At 63.8% G+C, this 17,872-nt stretch carries 17 protein-coding genes; 9 read left to right on the forward strand and 8 right to left on the reverse strand.

The window, feature by feature from the left end; genetic code table 11:
• Nucleotides 1-208 precede the first annotated feature (208 nt).
• Nucleotides 209-1,243 (reverse strand): aspartate-semialdehyde dehydrogenase, encoded by a 1,035-nt coding sequence (locus tag M2427_RS39845; RefSeq protein ID WP_280712195.1) that lies wholly within the window; start codon nt 1,241-1,243, stop codon nt 209-211.
• Between the two features lie 116 nt (nt 1,244-1,359).
• Here M2427_RS39845 and M2427_RS39850 point away from each other — a divergent pair, with 116 nt between their 5' ends.
• Nucleotides 1,360-2,148 carry a hypothetical protein gene (locus M2427_RS39850; RefSeq protein ID WP_280712196.1) on the forward strand — a complete coding sequence of 263 codons (789 nt, stop codon included), beginning with the start codon at nt 1,360-1,362 and terminating at the stop codon, nt 2,146-2,148.
• 158 nt (nt 2,149-2,306) lie between these two features.
• On the forward strand, nt 2,307-2,693 hold the full coding sequence (locus M2427_RS39855) for a hypothetical protein (protein ID WP_280712197.1): 387 nt from the start codon (nt 2,307-2,309) through the stop codon (nt 2,691-2,693).
• Between the two features lie 68 nt (nt 2,694-2,761).
• Here the strand turns inward: M2427_RS39855 and M2427_RS39860 are convergent, their stop codons facing one another.
• Both M2427_RS39860 and leuB read right to left on the reverse strand, forming a co-directional pair.
• Nucleotides 2,762-3,397, reverse strand: a complete 636-nt coding sequence (locus tag M2427_RS39860; protein ID WP_280712198.1) for a DapH/DapD/GlmU-related protein — start codon at nt 3,395-3,397, stop codon at nt 2,762-2,764.
• Between the two features lie 87 nt (nt 3,398-3,484).
• A complete protein-coding gene (leuB, locus tag M2427_RS39865) occupies nt 3,485-4,597 on the reverse strand; it encodes a 3-isopropylmalate dehydrogenase (RefSeq protein ID WP_280712199.1) in 1,113 nt (370 codons plus the stop codon).
• Nucleotides 4,598-4,845: 248 nt separating this feature from the next.
• Here leuB and M2427_RS39870 point away from each other — a divergent pair, with 248 nt between their 5' ends.
• A complete protein-coding gene (locus M2427_RS39870) occupies nt 4,846-6,027 on the forward strand; it encodes a YbfB/YjiJ family MFS transporter (protein ID WP_280712200.1) in 1,182 nt (393 codons plus the stop codon).
• A 115-nt stretch (nt 6,028-6,142) separates the two neighbouring features.
• The gene (locus tag M2427_RS39875; protein WP_280712201.1) at nt 6,143-8,053 is read left to right on the forward strand and encodes a tetratricopeptide repeat protein; all 1,911 of its coding nucleotides are present in this window, start codon (nt 6,143-6,145) and stop codon (nt 8,051-8,053) included.
• 39 nt (nt 8,054-8,092) lie between these two features.
• On the opposite strand, the gene M2427_RS39880 is transcribed toward M2427_RS39875, so the two are convergent.
• The 4 genes from M2427_RS39880 to M2427_RS39895 all read right to left on the reverse strand — a co-directional run bounded on the left by M2427_RS39880 (nt 8,093) and on the right by M2427_RS39895 (nt 11,290).
• The gene (locus tag M2427_RS39880; RefSeq protein WP_280712202.1) at nt 8,093-8,875 is read right to left on the reverse strand and encodes a molybdopterin-binding protein; all 783 of its coding nucleotides are present in this window, start codon (nt 8,873-8,875) and stop codon (nt 8,093-8,095) included.
• 14 nt (nt 8,876-8,889) lie between these two features.
• Nucleotides 8,890-9,519: a cytochrome b/b6 domain-containing protein gene (locus M2427_RS39885; protein ID WP_280712203.1), complete on the reverse strand. Its 630-nt coding sequence runs from the start codon at nt 9,517-9,519 to the stop codon at nt 8,890-8,892.
• A gap of 174 nt (nt 9,520-9,693) precedes the next feature.
• Nucleotides 9,694-10,248 (reverse strand): fasciclin domain-containing protein, encoded by a 555-nt coding sequence (locus tag M2427_RS39890; RefSeq protein ID WP_280712204.1) that lies wholly within the window; start codon nt 10,246-10,248, stop codon nt 9,694-9,696.
• A gap of 280 nt (nt 10,249-10,528) precedes the next feature.
• Nucleotides 10,529-11,290 (reverse strand): SDR family oxidoreductase, encoded by a 762-nt coding sequence (locus M2427_RS39895; protein WP_280712205.1) that lies wholly within the window; start codon nt 11,288-11,290, stop codon nt 10,529-10,531.
• A 114-nt stretch (nt 11,291-11,404) separates the two neighbouring features.
• On the opposite strand from M2427_RS39895, the gene M2427_RS39900 reads away from it, so the two are divergent.
• Nucleotides 11,405-12,934, forward strand: a complete 1,530-nt coding sequence (locus M2427_RS39900) for a malonyl-CoA synthase (protein WP_280712206.1) — start codon at nt 11,405-11,407, stop codon at nt 12,932-12,934.
• Nucleotides 12,935-13,037: 103 nt separating this feature from the next.
• On the opposite strand, the gene M2427_RS39905 is transcribed toward M2427_RS39900, so the two are convergent.
• On the reverse strand, nt 13,038-13,898 hold the full coding sequence (locus tag M2427_RS39905; RefSeq protein WP_280712207.1) for a sulfite exporter TauE/SafE family protein: 861 nt from the start codon (nt 13,896-13,898) through the stop codon (nt 13,038-13,040).
• Between the two features lie 519 nt (nt 13,899-14,417).
• Between M2427_RS39905 and sdhC the strand changes: the two genes are divergently transcribed.
• From sdhC to M2427_RS39925, 4 genes are read left to right on the forward strand one after another with little or no spacing between them, the layout of a single operon-like run.
• Nucleotides 14,418-14,819, forward strand: a complete 402-nt coding sequence (gene sdhC / locus M2427_RS39910) for a succinate dehydrogenase, cytochrome b556 subunit (protein ID WP_280712208.1) — start codon at nt 14,418-14,420, stop codon at nt 14,817-14,819.
• Nucleotides 14,816-15,220, forward strand: a complete 405-nt coding sequence (gene sdhD, locus M2427_RS39915) for a succinate dehydrogenase, hydrophobic membrane anchor protein (RefSeq protein ID WP_280712209.1) — start codon at nt 14,816-14,818, stop codon at nt 15,218-15,220. The genes sdhC and sdhD overlap by 4 nt, the downstream gene beginning before the upstream one ends.
• Nucleotides 15,221-15,225: 5 nt before the next feature.
• Nucleotides 15,226-17,061, forward strand: a complete 1,836-nt coding sequence (sdhA, locus tag M2427_RS39920) for a succinate dehydrogenase flavoprotein subunit (RefSeq protein WP_280712210.1) — start codon at nt 15,226-15,228, stop codon at nt 17,059-17,061.
• A gap of 24 nt (nt 17,062-17,085) precedes the next feature.
• Nucleotides 17,086-17,868: a succinate dehydrogenase iron-sulfur subunit gene (locus tag M2427_RS39925; RefSeq protein WP_280712211.1), complete on the forward strand. Its 783-nt coding sequence runs from the start codon at nt 17,086-17,088 to the stop codon at nt 17,866-17,868.
• Nucleotides 17,869-17,872 lie beyond the last annotated feature (4 nt).

The raw sequence follows: 17,872 nt of genomic DNA on the forward strand, positions 1-17,872 counted from the left end.
GGATCACGGCGTCAAGCGCCAAGGACCCAACGGCTTCCCGCCCACCGCCATCATGACAGACTTTCCACACACAGGGACCCATACGCCGCAGCAATCGTTTTGCGAAGACCCGGAGTTACCAGCTTCTCACCAAACCACGTCCTGTGGTTATGGGTCCCGGATCTGCGCGCGCTTTGCGCGCTTGTCCGGGACGACAGGAGAGAGCTCCTTAAGCCGCCTTCTTCTTGGCGCTGATCAGCTTGCGGTTGATCAAGACCTCCGCGATCTGGATCGCGTTGAGGGCGGCGCCCTTGCGGAGGTTGTCCGACACGCACCACAGCACGAGACCGTTCTCCACCGTCGCGTCCTCACGGATGCGGCTGATATAGGTGGCATCCTCGCCGGCCGCTTCATAGGGCGTGGCGTAGCCGCCGGGCTCGTGCTTGTCGATAACGAGGCAGCCCGGCGCCGTGCGCAGGATGTTGCGCGCTTCGTCCGCGCTGATCGGGTTCTCGAACTCGATATTGACGGCCTCGGAATGGCCGACGAACACAGGCACGCGCACGCAGGTCGCGGAGAGCTTGATCTTGGGATCAAGGATCTTCTTGGTCTCCGCCATCATCTTCCACTCTTCCTTGGTGTAGCCGTCCTCCATGAAGACGTCGATGTGGGGGATGACGTTGAAGGCGATGCGCGTCGGGAATTTCTTGTTGACCAGTTCCTGGTTGGTGTAGACGGCCTTGGTCTGCGAGAACAATTCGTCCATTGCATCCTTGCCGGCGCCCGACACCGATTGATAGGTCGAGACCACGACGCGCTTGATAACAGCCTTGTCGTGCAGCGGCTTGAGCGCGACCACGAGCTGCGCGGTCGAGCAGTTCGGGTTGGCGATGATGTTCTTCTTCTTGAAGCCTTCGGTCGCGGCCGCGTTCACCTCGGGCACGATCAGCGGCACGTCGGGATCCATGCGCCAGGCCGACGAATTGTCGATCACGACCGCGCCGGCGGCGCCGATCTTCGGCGACCATTCCTTCGACACCGAGCCGCCCGCCGACATCAGGCAGATGTCGACATCGGAGAAATCGTAATGCTCGAGCGCTTTGACCTTCAGGGTGCGGTCGCCATAGGAGACCTCGACGCCGATGCTGCGGCGTGACGCCAGCGCCACGACCTCGTCCGCGGGAAATTTGCGCTCATCGAGAATGTTGAGCATTTCCCGTCCGACATTGCCGGTCGCGCCGACGACTGCGACTTTGTAACCCATCGTTCACTCTCCGATGAAAAAGCCCGTTCCTGAAGCTAGTGCTTAAACAGGAAGAGCAGCGCTTCTATGCGAGAAAAAGCCTCAAGACAACGTTGGACCATGCCTGAAGGCCATGGATGCAGTCGCCTGAGGCCAGCACGGCCGTTAGCCCCACCCAGATCCATCTGGCGCTCGCCAATTTCGCCGACGAAGTGGTCGGCACGCTGGCGCGCCTGTTCGCCTATGTGGGGACGCTCGCCCTGTTTGCCATCCTCGCCCTTGCTGGGCTCGGTCAGCTGCCTGACCTGCGTGACGACGTGACCGCGGAGAAGCTGCTGTGGTCCGAGGCCTCCCGCTCGCGTCCGGCCTTCGCCGTCGCCAAACTCGATTCGTCAGAGAAACCAGCCTCTTATACCATCTTTCGGCACCCTGAAGGCGGCCGCCGCGACGTGATGCGCTGGACTGGCGATGCCGACACGCAAGTGGCCGAGATCGAGATTTACCGGGAAGGCAGCGAATTCGACGTCACGCGCCCGGCGGTCTCGGGCCTCGCCGTCCGGATGGGCCTGGATGCGGCCACCGTGCTCGAGCAGGCCGGCCTGATCGACACCAAGTTCGGCCCTGTCGCCTTGTTTCAGCCGACCGGCATGGCCGAGCGGGCACCCTCCTGCCTCGGCTACCTCAAGCGCAACGAGGAGCCGGCACTGCAGATCTCCGGCTTCTCCTGCCAGGGCGGCACGCTGCCGGCCCGGCGCGCGGCGATCGCCTGCACGCTCAACCGCCTGACGCTGCTGACCTCGGGCAAAGAGCCGAAGCTGGCGGAGATGTTCGCCCATGCGGAGCTGAAGCGCCGCTCCTGCGAGCCCGGCGGCTCGGCGGACTGGCTGCTGGGCGCGGCGAATGCGCAATTGCGCGGCGCACTTTGAGCAGCATCAAGCTCAAGTCGCTGGTATTCATGCAATTTTTCCCGACGGAAACAATTATTCCGGCGCGGTGTGACTGAATTGACCTAGTTGCGGCCACCCCGGCCGGGCTAGTATGAGGGTTGAAATCGACTGGCGGCTTGCCGCCTGAAGGGGACGTGATGAGCTTCAATTTCCTGGCCGCGAACAAACTGGCGACATTGCTTGCGGCGGGCGCCGTGGTTGCGATGGCCTTCGCGGCGCCGGCCTCGGCCGATACCAAGACCAAGCAGCGCTACGACGATCGCGGCCGGCCGATCTACGGCGCCGGTGGTCCCAATGCGGTCTACCAGCAGGGTCGCACCCGTATTTACGTGAGCAAGCGCTCCTGGCTCGACGGCGGCACCGAGGTCAATCCGGGCGATCGCAAGTTCAGCGACTACGCCTTCCCGCCGGCCGTGGGCTACCCGTCCTTCGCGCGCGAAAACCTCAACCGCCCGATCGATCGCCAGCCGCTGGCGACGCCGGCCGATGTCGGCGGCTATCCGCAGAATTTCCCGCTGTACTGAGCGGACATCACGACCGAATCAAAAGGCCGGGCTCACGCCCGGCCTTTATTGTTTGTGCGAGATTCGTTTTACGTGTTGCCCGCCGGATCGTAGCGCCGGCAAAACTCCCCGATCGCCTCGGAGCGGAAATCGGCGAGGCGCGCGAAGATCAGCTCATCCGGCCAATCCCACCAGGCGATGCGGCGCAGGCTCTCTGCCACGGAATCATCGAAGCGCTTGCGAATGGCGCGCGCGGGAACGCCGCCAACGATGGTGTAGGGCGCCACATCGCGACTGACGACCGCGCCCGCACCGATCACCGCGCCGTCGCCGACCGAGACGCCCGGCAGCAGGATCGCGGCATGGCCGATCCAGACATCATTGCCGACGATGACACGGTCGCCGCGGCGATCCGCGAAGAAGTCGCGGTCACGCGTTGCCGTGGCCTCGTAATATTCGGGGACGTAGGTGAAGCGATGCTGGGAGGCACGGCCCATCGGATGATTGGGCGCGCCGATCCGCACCGAATTGGCGACGGCGCAGAACTTGCCGATCACCGCACCGGCAACGTCGCAATGCTCGCCGAGATAGGAGTAGTCGCCGAGCGAGGCATATTCGATGCGGCTATGGCTGAGAATTTCGCAGCGCCGCCCGATCTGCGCCTCGCGCTGGCGCACCGTTTCATGGATGAAGGTTTCCGCGATCTTGGGGCGGGGTAAATCCATGCGGTGGCTCCGAGTGCGCAACTGAAGCTGAAAGCTGTCATTCCGGGTCTGGTCCTTCGGACCATCCCGGAATGACAGCACCAATCCTTACGCGTGCAGCTTCTGCAATTCCTTGAGGATCGCTTCGCCCATCTGCGTGGTCGAGGCGGCGGTCGTGCCTTCCGACTTGATGTCGGCGGTGCGCAGGCCGCTGGCGAGCACGGCTGCGATCGCGGCGTCGACCTTGTCGGCGAGATCGCCCATGTCGAAGGAATAGCGCAGCGCCATGCCGAAGGACGAGATCATCGCGATCGGATTGGCGAGGCCTTGGCCTGCGATGTCAGGCGCCGAACCGTGCACGGGCTCGTAGAGCGCTCTGCGCTTCCTGCTCTTGACGTCGACTTCGCCGAGCGAGGCCGAGGGCAGCATGCCGAGCGAGCCGGTGAGCATCGCCGCGATGTCGGACAGCATGTCGCCGAACAGATTGTCGGTGACGATGACGTCGAACTGCTTCGGCCATTTCACCAGCATCATGCCGCCGGAGTCAGCGAGTTGATGCTCGAGCGTGACATCAGGATATTCGCGCTTGTGGACGGCGGTCATGACCTCGTTCCAGAGCACGCCCGACTTCATGACGTTGCGCTTCTCCATCGAGGTCACCTTGTTCTTGCGCTTGCGGGCAAGCTCGAAGGCGACGCGGCCGATGCGCTCGATCTCATAGGTGTCGTAGACCTGGGTATCGATGGCGCGCTTCTGGCCGTTGCCGAGATCGGTGATGGTCTTGGGCTCGCCGAAATAGACGCCGCCGGTGAGCTCGCGCACGATCATGATGTCGAGGCCCTCGACCGCTTCGCGCTTCAGGCTCGAAGCGTCCGCCAGCGCCGGATAGCAGACGGCCGGGCGGAGGTTGGCGAACAAAGCGAGATCCTTGCGCAGGCGCAAGAGGCCGGCTTCCGGGCGAACCTCGTACGGCACCGCATCCCACTTCGGACCGCCGACCGCGCCGAAGATGATGGCGTCGGCCTCCATCGCCTTGGCCATGTCTCCTTCCGAGATCGACACCTTGTGGGCGTCGTAGGCCGAACCGCCGACGAGGCCGGTATCGGTCTCGAATTTGGCGATCCCTGATGAATTGAGCCAATCGATCAGCCGCTTCACCTCGCCCATCACCTCCGGGCCGATACCGTCGCCGGGGAGCAGCAGCAATTTGTGGGTCGCCATATCAGTTTCCTCTCAATCCTGGGGCGTCATTCCGGGGCGCGAGCAAAGCGAGCGAGCCCGGAATCCATCGGGCCACAGCGCCAGCGGGGAAATGGATTCCGGGCTCGCGCCAAAAATGGCGCGCCCCGGAATGACGGGACGGCCGGAGTGCTAGAGCGGCGTTGCGCGCTTGGCAAGACACCATTGCCGCGCCGCGGCTGTGCAAAGGGGGCAGGGCCTGCCACACTGGCGGCCGCCGGAGTACCCCCTTGCTTGCCCCAGACCGCCCACCCGTCGCACATCCTGCGCGGCTGATCCTGACCTTGTCGCTGGCCGCGACCGTCGGGCTCGGCATCGGCCGGTTTGCCTATGCGCTGGTGCTGCCCGACATGCGGGAGGACCTCGGCTGGTCCTATTCGGCGGCCGGGTTCATGAACACCATCAACGCCGTCGGCTACCTCGTCGGCGCGCTTTTTGCGTCCCGGCTGATCCAGCGCGTCGGCTGGGCGGCGGCGATCCGCGGCGGAACCCTCGCCTGCCTCGCCGCGCTCGCCACCTGCGCGCTGACGGGCAATTTCATCGCGCTGAGCCTGGCGCGCCTCGTGCTCGGTCTCGGGGCCGCGGCCGGGTTCGTTGCCGGCGGTGCGCTGGCCGCAACCATCGCGCAGTCGCGCCCCGAGCGGGCCAATTTCCTGCTGAGTTTGTTTTATGCCGGGCCTGGCATCGGCATCCTTTCCTCCGGGCTGATTGCACCGTTCACGCTGCAGCATTTCGGCCCGGGCTCGTGGTGGATCGTCTGGTGGGCGCTGACGCTGCTCTCGGCGGTGATGACGGTGCCGCTGTTTCTGGTCCGGATCGAGAGCGGCGCGCGCTTTTCCGAAGGCAGCCACGCCGCCTTCGCCGTTGTTCCCGTGCTGATCTACCTCGCGTCCTATTTCCTGTTCGGCGCCGGTTACATCGCCTACATGACCTTCATGATCGCCTATGTGCGCGACGGCGGCGGCGGTGCGGCGGCGCAGGCCGCATTCTGGGGCCTGATCGGCATGAGCGCGTTCGTGACGCCCTGGGTCTGGCGAGGTGTGCTCGCGCTCGACCGCGGCGGCCTTGCGACCACCATCATCCTCGGCACCAACGCGATCGGTGCCGGCCTGCCGATGCTCGGGCATTCGACCGCGTGGCTTGCGACCTCTGCATTGGTGTTCGGCGTTGCCTTCTTCGCCGTCGTCGGCTCGACCACCGCCTTCGTGCGCTTCAACTATCCGCCGGAGGTGTGGCCGCGCGCGATCGCGGCGATGACGATCTCGTTCGGCGTCGGACAGACGCTCGGACCGATCGTGGTCGGCGCGATCACCGATGCGCTGGGGAGCCTGAGCTACGCACTGAACGTGTCGGCGGCGCTGCTGGCGCTGGGAGCGATTCTGGCGGCGTTTCAGGGGCGGTTGGCTCGATAATCGGCAAATCGGACGCTCCAAGCCCGCGACAGGATCGGCGCCCGCACCTACTCCGGACCGTCACACAATTTGGGTAGGTTCGGCCAATTTCGATGGTGGCGAACTGGCAGAGGCGATGACGGCAACAGCGCAGCAGGCGGCTCCAGGGGCGCCACCCGAAGCCGAAAAGGCTCTGTTCGAAGCGTTTTGGCACCATCAGGAAGGACGGCTCGAAGCCGCGGTCGGCCGTTATCGGAACGCCATCGCAATCCATCCCGACTTTCCGGAAGCGCTGAACAATCTTGGCATCGCGCTCAAGGACCAACACCGCTTCGCCGAGGCGGTGGCGGAATATCGGAAGGCGCTGGCGCTTCGGCCCGATCTCGCCCAGATATGGAACAATCTCGGGGACTCCCTGCACTCGCTCGGAGACAGGACGTCGGCCATCGCGCATTACCGGAAGGCGTTGGCGCTGCTGCCGGACTATGCCGTTGCCTGGCGCAACCTCGGTGACTGTCTGGCGGAAACCGGCGAGATGGATGAAGCGCAGAAATGCTTCGGCCAGGCCCTTGCACTGGATCTAAGCCTGGATGCCTCATTGTCGCCAGCGGACATGGCGTTGGGCGAATGCCAGCGCCAATTTGCAAAGGTGGTCACGACCATCGAGGCCGCCACGACTCGCGATCCACGGCTCACTCAAGCCTATCTGGCATGCGGGAGGGACGAACGTCCGCCGCTTGGCTGCGACGCGGACACCGCTGAGCGATTTCGATTTGCGGCGCAGCTTCGCACGAATTTCCGTAATCATCTTTCTTCACTGCTGATGCATCTGCATTACGACCGCGAATTCGCGCCGGACATCTTGCGCAACAGCGCGCGGGAAGTTGAGAGCTTTCACGCGCAAACGCCGCGGTTCGCCGACTGGCCGAACCTGCGCGATCCGGAACGCCGGCTGCGCATCGGATACGTGTCCGCGGATTTCAGGATGCATTCGGTCGGATATTTCCTCTCTGCGATCTTCCTCAACCATGATGCCGCATCCGTTGAGACCTTCTGCTACTCGGGATGTACGGACGAGGACGAGCAGACCGGTTTTTTCAGGTCTCACGCAGCGCATTGGCGCTCGACCACAGGACTCGACGACAGCGAGTTCGCCGCCCAGATTCGCACCGACGCAATCGACATTCTCGTCGACCTGTCGGGTCATACTTATGGCCACAGGCTGGAGGTTTTTGCCCGCAAACCCGCTCCGCTGCAGGTGACGTGGCTCGGATATCCCGACACGACCGGCCTGTCCGCGATCGACTACCGGCTCACCGATCCGATCGTCGATCCGCCAGGCGCGGCCGACTCCGCGTCGTCCGAAAGGCTATTCCGGCTGCCCGACGGTTTTCATTGCTACACCGCGCCGGTTGCGGCGCCGGACGTGAGCAGGCTGCCGGCAGAGCGCAATGGTTTCGTGACATTTGGATCCTTCAACAATCTCGCCAAGGTGAACCATCAGGTGCTGGACGCCTGGGCTGGCGTCTTGAAGGAGGTCGCCGGCTCTCATCTCATTCTCAAGTCGACCCGGCTGCTCGATCCCGAAATGCGCAGGCGGGTGCTGAGGCTGCTCGAGCACCGTGGGATTGCCAGCGACCGTGTGAGGCTGATCGGAAAATTGCCGACGGCGGCGGATCATCTCGCCGTCTATGGTGAGGTCGACATCGCGCTCGACACATTTCCTTACAATGGCGCGACGACGACCTGCGAAGCGCTGTGGATGGGCGTTCCCGTCGTGACGCTTGCCGGCGACCGGCACGCGGGACGGGTCGGGGCCAGCATGCTGAGCCAGGTCGGATTGCAGGACCTCGTGACGGAGCGGTCGCAGGATTACATTGCGACCGCCGCGCGGCTCGCTGCCGACCTGTCCGCGCTCGCGGTGCTGCGGACCGGCCTTCGCGGCCGGCTCGCGGCATCACCGCTGTGCGACGGTCCGCGGTTCACCCGTCAGCTCGAGGCCGCCTTTCGTACCATGTGGCGCGAATGGTGCGCAGCTGGCGGGTGACAGGGCTGAGCCTCGCACCGCCACTTTCACTGCGGAAATCTAACTCCCGCTATACGAATTATATCCCTGGTCTTCCCAATAGCCGCCCTTGTAGTCGTTGGTGACTTCCATCGAGACCACGTATTTCGGGTTCTTGAAGCCGAGCTTTGTCGGCACGCGGATCTTCATGGGAAAGCCGTAGGCTCGGGGCAAAATCTCGTTGCCGAACTTGAACGTCATCTGCGTCTGCGGATGCAGCGCGGTGCGCATGTCCAGCGGTGAGTTGTAGCCATCCTTGTCGGCGCACTGGAACCAGACATATTTCGCGCGCGTGTCGGCGCCGACAAGCTTCAGGAAATCGCGCAGCGGCGTGCCGGTCCAGCTGCCGATCGCGCTCCAGCCTTCGACGCAGATATGTCGGGTCACTTGCGTGAACTGCGGCAGCTTATAGAGCTCGTCCAGCGTCCAGGACTTCTTGACATCGACGAGGCCGCGCACCTCGAGCTTCCAGGCCTTGCCGTCAACCTCGGGCGCATCGTCGAGATCGTAATAGGCGTTGAACGGGAACGGCTTTGTAATCGCGCTCTCGGGGAAGGTCGGCGCCAGCGCATCGGGATTGAAGATGAAATCCTGCACGGCATCGTTGAATTTCGAGATCCTCGTCAGCAGTGCATCGGCCGAAGAGGAATCGACCACGTCGCATCCGGTCAGCAAGGTCAGCGCGCCGAGGCTGGCACCACCCGCGATGAAGCGGCGGCGGGTGAGATCGGGCATCACCTTGAGAGAATCCTTGATCAGCAATCGCTTGTCGACGCCGGGGATCAGGAATGAGCGCTTGGCCATGATGATGCTCCTTCTCAGCGACCGATGATCATCGCGCGCAGGCTCTTCGGCACCAGCAGCGCGAGCAACACGTGAATGACGAGGAAGGCGCAGATCGCGGCCATGCAGAAGAAATGGACGTAGCGCGCGGTCGGATAGTCGCCGAACAGCGTCACCAGCCAATGCAATTGCACCGGCTTCCACATCGACAGGCCGGACAGCACGATGAGCACGCCAACCACGATGATGCCGGCATAGAGCGCGCGCTGCACGTAATTGTAGACGCTGAGATCGTCATGGCTGAGCTTGAAGGTCAGGGCCGCCCTGATGTCGTGGAGCACGCCCGCCGGCGTGATCGGCAGCAGCTTCTTGCGGAAGCGACCCGAGGCAAAACCGGTGATGAGATAGGCGAGGCCGTTGATCATCAACAGCCACATCGCCGCGAAATGCCAGAGCAGGCCGCCGCCGAGCCAGCCGCCCAGCGTGATGTCGTGGGAGAAGCGGAAGTCGAACAGCGGCGAGGCGTTGTAGATCTGCCAGCCCGACATGATCATCAGGATCATGGCGAACGCGTTGGTCCAGTGCATCACCCGGACCCAGACCGGCTGGATCACCTTGGGCTTGATGGCGCTGATCTGCTCGTCGGTCACGGTAAGGCTCGACATGGTGGTTCCGTCCTGAACGTCGTGTGTCGATGATTATACGCCTGATAGCCTGCCTTCGTTACGCCAGGCGCCACAACGAATCGCCTGCCCTGGCGGTCACAATAAAGCGAGCCGGGTCTCCCCGGCTCGCTGTTTCGCCACATCCTGTGGGGGATGAAACAGGACTGTGTAGTGTTACGTCGCCGGCATCAGCACGGTGTCGACCACATGGATCACGCCGTTCGACTGGTTAACGTTGGAGATCGTCACCATCGAGGTGCCGCCCTTGGCGTCGACGATCCAGACCTTGCCGTCCTGCTTCTTGACGGTCAGCTCCTCGCCCTCGACGGTCTTGAGCTTCTTGCCGTCGGTGAGGTCGGAGGCCTCGAGCTTGCCGGCCACGACATGGTAGGTGAGGATCTTGGTCAGGGTCGCCTTGTTCTCGGGCTTGACCAGGGTGTCGACGGTGCCGGCCGGCAGCTTGCCGAACGCGGCATTGGTCGGCGCGAACACCGTGAACGGGCCCTTGCCTTCCAGCGTCGGGACGAGACCGGCCGCCTTCACGGCCGCAACCAGCGTGGTGTGGTCCTTCGAGTTGACGGCGTTCTGGACGATGTTCTTGGACGGGAACATCGCGGCGCCGCCGACCATGACGGTCTTTTCCTCGGCGCGGGCGGGCGCGATGACGGTCGCGGTGATGGCCAGCGCGCTGAAGGCAGCGGCGGCGAGATAGGCAATGCGCTTCGACATGGAGAAACTCCCGATTTCGATGTGACCGGCACTCGCCGGCGTTTGCGTTGGGGCAACAACGGCGTCTGCGACAGTTTGGCGTGAAGCAGCAGCGCGTCGTTGGACCGAATTACGGGAGGGTGCGCGAAGGGGTTTCGAGGAAAAATTCTTTGTGATGGGTGAAACTATCGGGCGGGGTGGCCGTGGGGTCCGCAAGCGCGCTACGAACTCCGCCGTCGTCCCGGACAAGCGAAGCGCAGATCCGGGACGACAGCGGTGGATGAGGCGCGGGTGGAGCAACTCAATCCCTGTTGTTCGGCGTCTGGATGAACCCGCGATTATGCGTCGGGCTGATCAGCAGCTCGTTGATGCACACGCGCGGCGGCATCGACGCGATGAACGCGATGGTGCGGCCGAGATCCTCGGATTGCAGCATCTTCGCCTGCTCCTCCTCGCTCGGCACCACCGGGCGCAGCTTCAGGATCGGCGTCGCCACCTCGCCGGGCATCAGGCAGCAGGCGCGCAGGCCGTTGACGCATTCGTCCATGTTGAAGGAATGGGTCAGCGCCAGCACCGCATGCTTGGTCGTGGTGTAGGCCGGGCCCGGCATCTTCGAGACGTGGCGGCCGGCCCAGGACGAGACGTTGATGATCGAGCCGTCCTGCTGCTTGCGCATCGTCGGCAGCACCGCGCGCATGCAATAGAGCACGCCGTTGAGATTGACCTGGACGAGCTTGTCCCAGCCCTCAAGTTCCATGTCCTTCCAGCTGCGCTTGGGGACGTTGATGCCGGCATTGTTCACCAGCAGGTCGATGCGGCCGTGCTTGGCGACGATCTGATCGGCGGCCTTCTGGGCCTGGTCCGCGTTGGACACATCAAGCGCAATCGCCTCGGCGGTCCCGCCGGCCTTGACGATCTTCGCAACCACGGCATCCAGGGCGTCCTTACGCCGGCCGGAAATCACCACCGTCCAGCCGTCGGCCGCCAACGCCTCGGCGCCGGCCTCCCCGATCCCGCTGCCGCCGCCGGTGACCCAGGCCACGCGTTTCCCAGATTTGGTCATGCAAACTGTCTCCGTTGCTTCATTGGGGCGGTTTTTGCTAATCCAGCCCTCGGTTTTGACCGGCCTTGTCGTACGAGCCGTGTCGTACAAGCCTTGCGGTCGAGGAAATCTTGCATGAACCCAGCTGCCAACGCCAATCTGTTTTCCCGCCTGTTCGACGGCCTCGACGATCCCAAACGTCTCGCGATCGAGACGCAGGACGGCGTCCATATCAGCTACGGCGATCTGATCGCGCGGGCAGGCCAAATGGCGAATGTGCTGGTCGCGCGCGGCGTGAAGCCCGGCGACCGCGTTGCGGTGCAGGTCGAAAAGTCCGTCGCCAATATCGTGCTGTATCTCGGCACTGTCAGGGCCGGCGCGGTCTATCTGCCGCTCAACACCGCCTATACGCTCAACGAGCTCGATTACTTCATCGGCGATGCCGAACCGGCCCTGGTGGTGTGCGATCCCGCGAAGGCCGAGGGCCTCGCCCCGATCGCCGCCAAGGTAAAGGCCAGGGTCGAGACGCTAGGCGCTGACGGCAAGGGCTCGCTGACGGAAGCCGCCGACAAGGCGAGCAGCGAATTCACCACCGTCTTGCGGGCCAACGACGATCTCGCCGCGATCCTCTACACCTCGGGCACGACCGGCCGCTCCAAGGGCGCGATGCTCAGCCATGACAATCTCGCGTCGAACTCGCTCTCGCTCGTCGACTACTGGCGCTTCACCGACAAGGACGTGCTGATCCACGCGCTGCCGATCTACCACACGCACGGCCTGTTCGTGGCGACCAACGTGACGCTGTTCTCGCGGGCCTCGATGATCTTCCTGCCGAAGCTCGATCCGGACCTGATCATCAAGCTGATGTCGCGCGCCACGGTGCTGATGGGCGTGCCGACCTTTTACACGAGGCTCCTGCAGAATCCCGCTTTGTCGAAGGAGACGACCAAGCACATGCGCCTGTTCATCTCGGGCTCGGCGCCGCTGCTCGCAGAGACCCACCGCGAATGGTCTGATCGCACCGGCCACGCCGTACTCGAGCGCTACGGCATGACCGAAACCAACATGAACACGTCAAATCCTTACGACGGCGAGCGCGTCCCCGGCGCGGTCGGCTTTCCGCTGCCCGGCGTCACCGTGCGCGTCACCGAGCCCGAGACAGGCAAGGAATTGCCGCGCGAGGAGATCGGCATGATCGAGGTCAAGGGCCCGAACGTGTTCAAAGGCTATTGGCGCATGCCTGAGAAGACCAAGTCGGAATTCCGGCCGGACGGCTTTTTCATCACCGGCGATCTCGGCAAGATCGACGACAAGGGCTACGTCCACATCCTCGGCCGCGGCAAGGATCTGGTGATCTCGGGCGGCTTCAACGTCTATCCGAAGGAAATCGAGACCGAGATCGACGCCATGCCCGGCGTGATCGAGTCCGCCGTGATCGGCGTGCCGCATGCCGATTTCGGCGAGGGCGTCACGGCCGTGCTGGTCTGCAACAAAGGCGCCGACGTGACCGAGGCCGCGGTGCTGAAGGCACTCGACGGGCGTTTGGCAAAATTCAAGATGCCCAAGCGCGTCTTCGTCGTCGACGAGCTGCCGCGCAATACGATGGGCAAAGTGCAGAAGAACATCTTGCGTGATACGTACAAGGATATTTACGCGGAGAAGTGAGGGGATCGCTCGCAGTTCTTGCGAACGAAGTCATAGGGTGGGTTAGCCCCGCGGATTGCGCTTCGCGCAATCGCAAGGCTAACCCACCCTACGATGCCAACGCTCATTGCCCGCCGGCCAAACTCATCACAAACCGGCTTCCCACGAGAAACAGATAACACCCGAACGCGACCTCGAGCGTCCGCTTCGACATCGCGTGCGCGGCTCGCACGCCGAGCGGCGCGGTGACGAGGCTCATCGGCATCACCAGCACGGCGCCGATCAGCGAGACGTAGCCGAGCGCGAACGGGATTTGCAGCGCTGAGACGCCGGGATACGTCGCAGCCGCAGGCCAGCCGGCGTAGATGTAGCCGAGCGCGCCGGGGATCGAGATCAGCACCGCCAGCGCCGATGACGTCGCCACCGCCTGATGGATCGGACGACCGTAGAACGTCATCAAGAGATTCGAGAACAGTCCGCCGCCGATGCCCATCAGCGTCGACAAAATGCCGACGCAGAAGCCGTAGATGCGCATCAGCGGGCCCTGCGGAAGGTCGTCGCCGAGCGTCCAGCTGTCACGACCGAAGATGAGACGGGCGGACGCGGAGTAGGCGACGGCGACGAACACGATCTTGAACAGCCGCTCCGGCGCGTAGCGCGCGATCACGCTGCCGGCGACGACGCCGATGACGATTGGCAGCCACCACACGCGCAGGATCGTCATATCGACGGCGCCGCGCTTGTAATGCGCCTGGAACGAACGGATCGAGGTCGGGATGATCACCGCGAGCGAGGTGCCGACGCAAAGCGGCATGCGCACGTCCAGCGGCACGCCGGCGATGCGGAAGCATTCGTAAAACACCGGCACAAGAATCGCCCCGCCACCGATGCCGAACACGCCCGCCAGAAATCCAGACAGCGCGCCGACTGCGATCAGCAGGAGCGCGAGCTCCACGAGTTCCTTGATATCAAGACCTGCGATCACCCGGATTGTCCCCTCGGCCGCAAGCTCTCTCCGAGTCAGCCATTCGGAGTGAGGTGCCTTTTGAGCCTGTAGGTGATCCGATTTGCGCGGTCGACGCGCCGGAGTTTCCGGCTGGGGTGGAATGCAGCGCGCGCATATCCTCCGTCTTGCGGAAAATCGATGCGCAGGGCGGAAATCTGAAGCGGCGACTCGGCTGCCTCCATAGGTTTTGGCGTCATGAACTGACTAGTTCGAACCGGAGCGGCCGGTCGGCGGGTTAGAGCCGTTCCAATAGTAATTTCAATGCGCCTCGCGGATCGCGCCAATGGATGAATATAGATTCGATCCTTTGTCGGTGCACCACCGAGCTGGTATACCAAGCCCCTGATTGGGCTTGGTTCATCAAGGGTCTAGAGCTGAACGCAGGTTCGATTTATGGCGATTTGGTGATTGCGCAGGGCAAATCGACTCCGTAAATAGAGCCGACCTTTCGCGATCCCCGCGCGCCCCCTGCTGGGCCGCCTTAAACATCAAAAGCCCATGACCGCACGGATCGAACGACCGCTTTCACCACACATGCAAGTCTACCGCTGGACGCTGACGATGGCGCTGTCCATCGTCCATCGCGCCACCGGTATCGCGCTTTACGTCGGGACCCTGCTGCTGGCCTGGTGGCTGATCGCAGCGGCGTCGGGCTCGGCCGCGGCCTATTCCAACGTGCAGGCCTTCACCGGCAGCATCATCGGCCGCCTGATCGTGTTCGGCTACACCTGGGCGCTGATGCACCATATGTTGAGCGGCATCCGGCACTTCGTGTGGGACCTCGGCTTCGGCTTCAAGGCCAATGAACGCGAAGCGCTGACCTGGGCCGCCCTGATCGGCGGCATCGCGCTGACGATCCTGATCTGGATCATCGCCTACGCGATCGGAGGTATACGATGAGCGCGTCAGATACGCCGAAGCGCAGCATGCGCACCCCGCTTGGCCGGGTCCGCAATCTCGGCGCCGCGCATTCGGGCACCTCCGATTTCTGGCGCCAGCGCCTCACCGGCGTCGCGATGACGCTGCTGATGATCCCGGTGATCGTCATCATCATGATGACGCTCGGCAGCAACCAGGCCGGCGCCAAGGTGATCCTCGGCTCGTTGCCGATCGCGGTGATCATGCTGCTCTTCATCGTCGCCAGCACCTGGCACATGAAGATCGGCATGCAGGTCGTGATCGAGGACTACGTCCATAACGAGAAGCTGAAGCTCGTCTCGATCATGCTCAACAACTTCTTCTCGATCGCCGTGGCGCTCGCCTCGATCTACGCGATCATCAAGCTCTCATCCGGAGTGTAAACCCCATGGCCAACGAGACGAATGGCAAGGGCAACGGCGCTCCCGCCACCAACGGCAAAGCCTATCCGATCGAAGACCACACCTATGACGTCGTCGTGGTCGGTGCCGGCGGCGCGGGTCTGCGCGCCGTGGTCGGCTGCAGCGAAGCCGGCCTGAAGACGGCCTGCATCACCAAGGTGTTTCCGACCCGCTCGCACACGGTCGCGGCGCAGGGCGGCATCTCCGCTTCGCTCGGCAACATGCACAAGGACGACTGGCGCTGGCACATGTACGACACCGTGAAGGGGTCGGACTGGCTCGGCGACCAGGACGCGATCGAATACATGGTGCGCAACGCGCCCGACGCGGTCTACGAGCTCGAGCATTGGGGCGTGCCGTTCTCGCGCACCGAGGACGGCAAGATCTACCAGCGTCCGTTCGGCGGCATGACCATGGAGTTCGGCAAGGGCCAGGCGCAGCGCACCTGCGCCGCCGCCGACCGCACCGGCCACGCCATGCTGCACACGATGTATGGCCAGTCGCTTCGCCATGCGGCCGAGTTCTTCATCGAATTCTTCGCCATCGATTTGATCATGGACGACCAGGGCACCTGCCGCGGCGTCATCGCGCTCAAGCTCGACGACGGAACGCTGCACCGCTTCCGCGCCCAGACCGTGATCCTGGCGACCGGCGGCTATGGCCGCGCCTACGCCTCCTGCACCTCGGCCCATACCTGCACCGGCGACGGCGGCGGCATGGTGCTGCGCGCCGGCCTGCCGCTGCAGGACATGGAGTTCGTGCAGTTTCACCCGACCGGCATCTACGGCTCGGGCTGTCTCGTCACCGAGGGCGCCCGCGGCGAGGGCGGCTATCTCGTCAACTCCGAAGGCGAGCGCTTCATGGAGCGCTACGCGCCGTCGGCGAAGGACCTCGCCTCGCGCGACGTCGTCTCGCGGGCGATGACCATCGAGATCCGCGAAGGTCGCGGCGTCGGCAAGAAGAAGGACCACATCTTCCTGCATCTCGACCATCTCGATCCCGCCGTGCTCGCCGAGCGCCTGCCGGGCATCTCCGAATCCGCCAAGATCTTCGCCAATGTCGACGTGACGCGCGAGCCGATCCCGATCGTGCCGACCGTGCACTACAACATGGGCGGCATCCCCACGAACTATCACGGCGAAGTGCTGACCAAGAAGGACGGCGACGACAACGCCATCATCCCCGGCCTGATGGCGATCGGCGAAGCCGCCTGCGTCTCCGTGCACGGCGCCAACCGCCTCGGCTCCAACTCGCTGATCGACCTCGTCGTGTTCGGCCGCGCCGCGGCGCTGCGTCTTGCCGAAAAGCTGACGCCGAACGCCAAGCAGCCCGAGCTGCCGGCGAACTCCGCCGATCTCGCGCTCGGCCGCCTCGACCATTATCGCTACGCCTCGGGTGGCACGTCGACCGCGAAGCTGCGCGAAGGCATGCAGCACGTGATGCAGAACAACTGCGCCGTGTTCCGCACCGGCGAAGTGCTGAGCGAAGGCCAGAACCTGATCGCGAAGGTCCACAGCGGCATCACCGACATTGCGGTGTCCGACCGCTCGCTGGTGTGGAATTCCGACCTGGTCGAGACGCTCGAGTTCGACAATCTGATCTCGCAGGCGGTGGTGACGATGAACTCGGCCGCCAACCGCACCGAGAGCCGCGGCGCGCATGCCCGCGAGGACTTCTCGGCGCGCGACGACAAGAACTGGATGAAGCACACGCTGGCCTGGCTCGACGACAAGGGCAAGGTCAGGATCGAGTATCGCCCGGTTCACGACTACACCATGACCAACGACGTGCAGTACATCCCGCCCAAAGCGCGCGTGTATTGAGCGAACAGCGAAGGCCCTCATCGAATGGTTGAATTCGCACTTCCGAAGAACTCGAAAATATCCGGCGGCAAGACCTGGCCGAAGCCCGCGGGCGCGACCGACGTTCGCGAATTCCGCGTCTATCGCTGGAATCCCGACGACGGCAAGAACCCGAGCGTCGACACCTATTATGTCGACACCAATGATTGCGGTCCGATGGTGCTGGACGGCCTGATCTGGATCAAGAACCACATCGACCCGTCGCTGACCTTCCGCCGCTCCTGCCGCGAAGGCGTCTGCGGTTCCTGCGCCATGAACATCGACGGCCAGAACACGCTGGCCTGCACCCGCTCGATGCATGACGTGAAGGACGGCGCGGTGAAGATCAATCCGCTGCCGCACCAGCCGGTGGTGAAGGACCTCGTCCCTGACCTGACCAATTTCTACGCGCAATACGCCTCGGTCGAGCCGTGGCTGAAGACGACCTCGCCGACGCCGCAGAAGGAGTGGCGCCAGAGCCACGAGGACCGCGAGAAGCTGGACGGCCTCTACGAGTGCATCCTGTGCGCCTGCTGCTCGACCTCGTGCCCGAGCTATTGGTGGAACAGCGACCGCTATCTCGGTCCGGCCGCCCTGCTCCAGGCCAACCGCTGGGTCTCCGATTCGCGCGACGAGGCCACCGGCGAGCGGCTCGACAATCTCGAGGACCCGTTCCGGCTGTATCGCTGCCATACCATCATGAACTGCGCCAAGGCCTGCCCGAAGGGCCTGAACCCGGCCGAAGCCATCGCCGAGCTCAAGCTCAAGATGGTCGAGCGCCAGATCTAGGCGG

It is taken from the genome of Bradyrhizobium sp. BR13661, assembly GCF_029892425.1.
Taxonomy (GTDB): domain Bacteria; phylum Pseudomonadota; class Alphaproteobacteria; order Rhizobiales; family Xanthobacteraceae; genus Bradyrhizobium.

Excerpts from the sequence above, each read along its gene's own strand:
- M2427_RS39845 (WP_280712195.1), bottom strand. The coding sequence starts at position 1,243 with ATGGGTTACAAAGTCGCAGTCGTCGGCGCGACCGGCAATGTCGGACGG.
- M2427_RS39850 (WP_280712196.1), top strand. The coding sequence starts at position 1,360 with ATGCAGTCGCCTGAGGCCAGCACGGCCGTTAGCCCCACCCAGATCCAT.
- M2427_RS39855 (WP_280712197.1), top strand. The coding sequence starts at position 2,307 with ATGAGCTTCAATTTCCTGGCCGCGAACAAACTGGCGACATTGCTTGCG.
- M2427_RS39860 (WP_280712198.1), bottom strand. The coding sequence starts at position 3,397 with ATGGATTTACCCCGCCCCAAGATCGCGGAAACCTTCATCCATGAAACG.
- leuB (WP_280712199.1), bottom strand. The coding sequence starts at position 4,597 with ATGGCGACCCACAAATTGCTGCTGCTCCCCGGCGACGGTATCGGCCCG.
- M2427_RS39875 (WP_280712201.1), top strand. The coding sequence starts at position 6,143 with ATGACGGCAACAGCGCAGCAGGCGGCTCCAGGGGCGCCACCCGAAGCC.
- M2427_RS39880 (WP_280712202.1), bottom strand. The coding sequence starts at position 8,875 with ATGGCCAAGCGCTCATTCCTGATCCCCGGCGTCGACAAGCGATTGCTG.
- M2427_RS39885 (WP_280712203.1), bottom strand. The coding sequence starts at position 9,519 with ATGTCGAGCCTTACCGTGACCGACGAGCAGATCAGCGCCATCAAGCCC.
- M2427_RS39890 (WP_280712204.1), bottom strand. The coding sequence starts at position 10,248 with ATGTCGAAGCGCATTGCCTATCTCGCCGCCGCTGCCTTCAGCGCGCTG.
- M2427_RS39895 (WP_280712205.1), bottom strand. The coding sequence starts at position 11,290 with ATGACCAAATCTGGGAAACGCGTGGCCTGGGTCACCGGCGGCGGCAGC.
- M2427_RS39900 (WP_280712206.1), top strand. The coding sequence starts at position 11,405 with ATGAACCCAGCTGCCAACGCCAATCTGTTTTCCCGCCTGTTCGACGGC.
- sdhC (WP_280712208.1), top strand. The coding sequence starts at position 14,418 with ATGACCGCACGGATCGAACGACCGCTTTCACCACACATGCAAGTCTAC.
- sdhD (WP_280712209.1), top strand. The coding sequence starts at position 14,816 with ATGAGCGCGTCAGATACGCCGAAGCGCAGCATGCGCACCCCGCTTGGC.
- sdhA (WP_280712210.1), top strand. The coding sequence starts at position 15,226 with ATGGCCAACGAGACGAATGGCAAGGGCAACGGCGCTCCCGCCACCAAC.
- M2427_RS39925 (WP_280712211.1), top strand. The coding sequence starts at position 17,086 with ATGGTTGAATTCGCACTTCCGAAGAACTCGAAAATATCCGGCGGCAAG.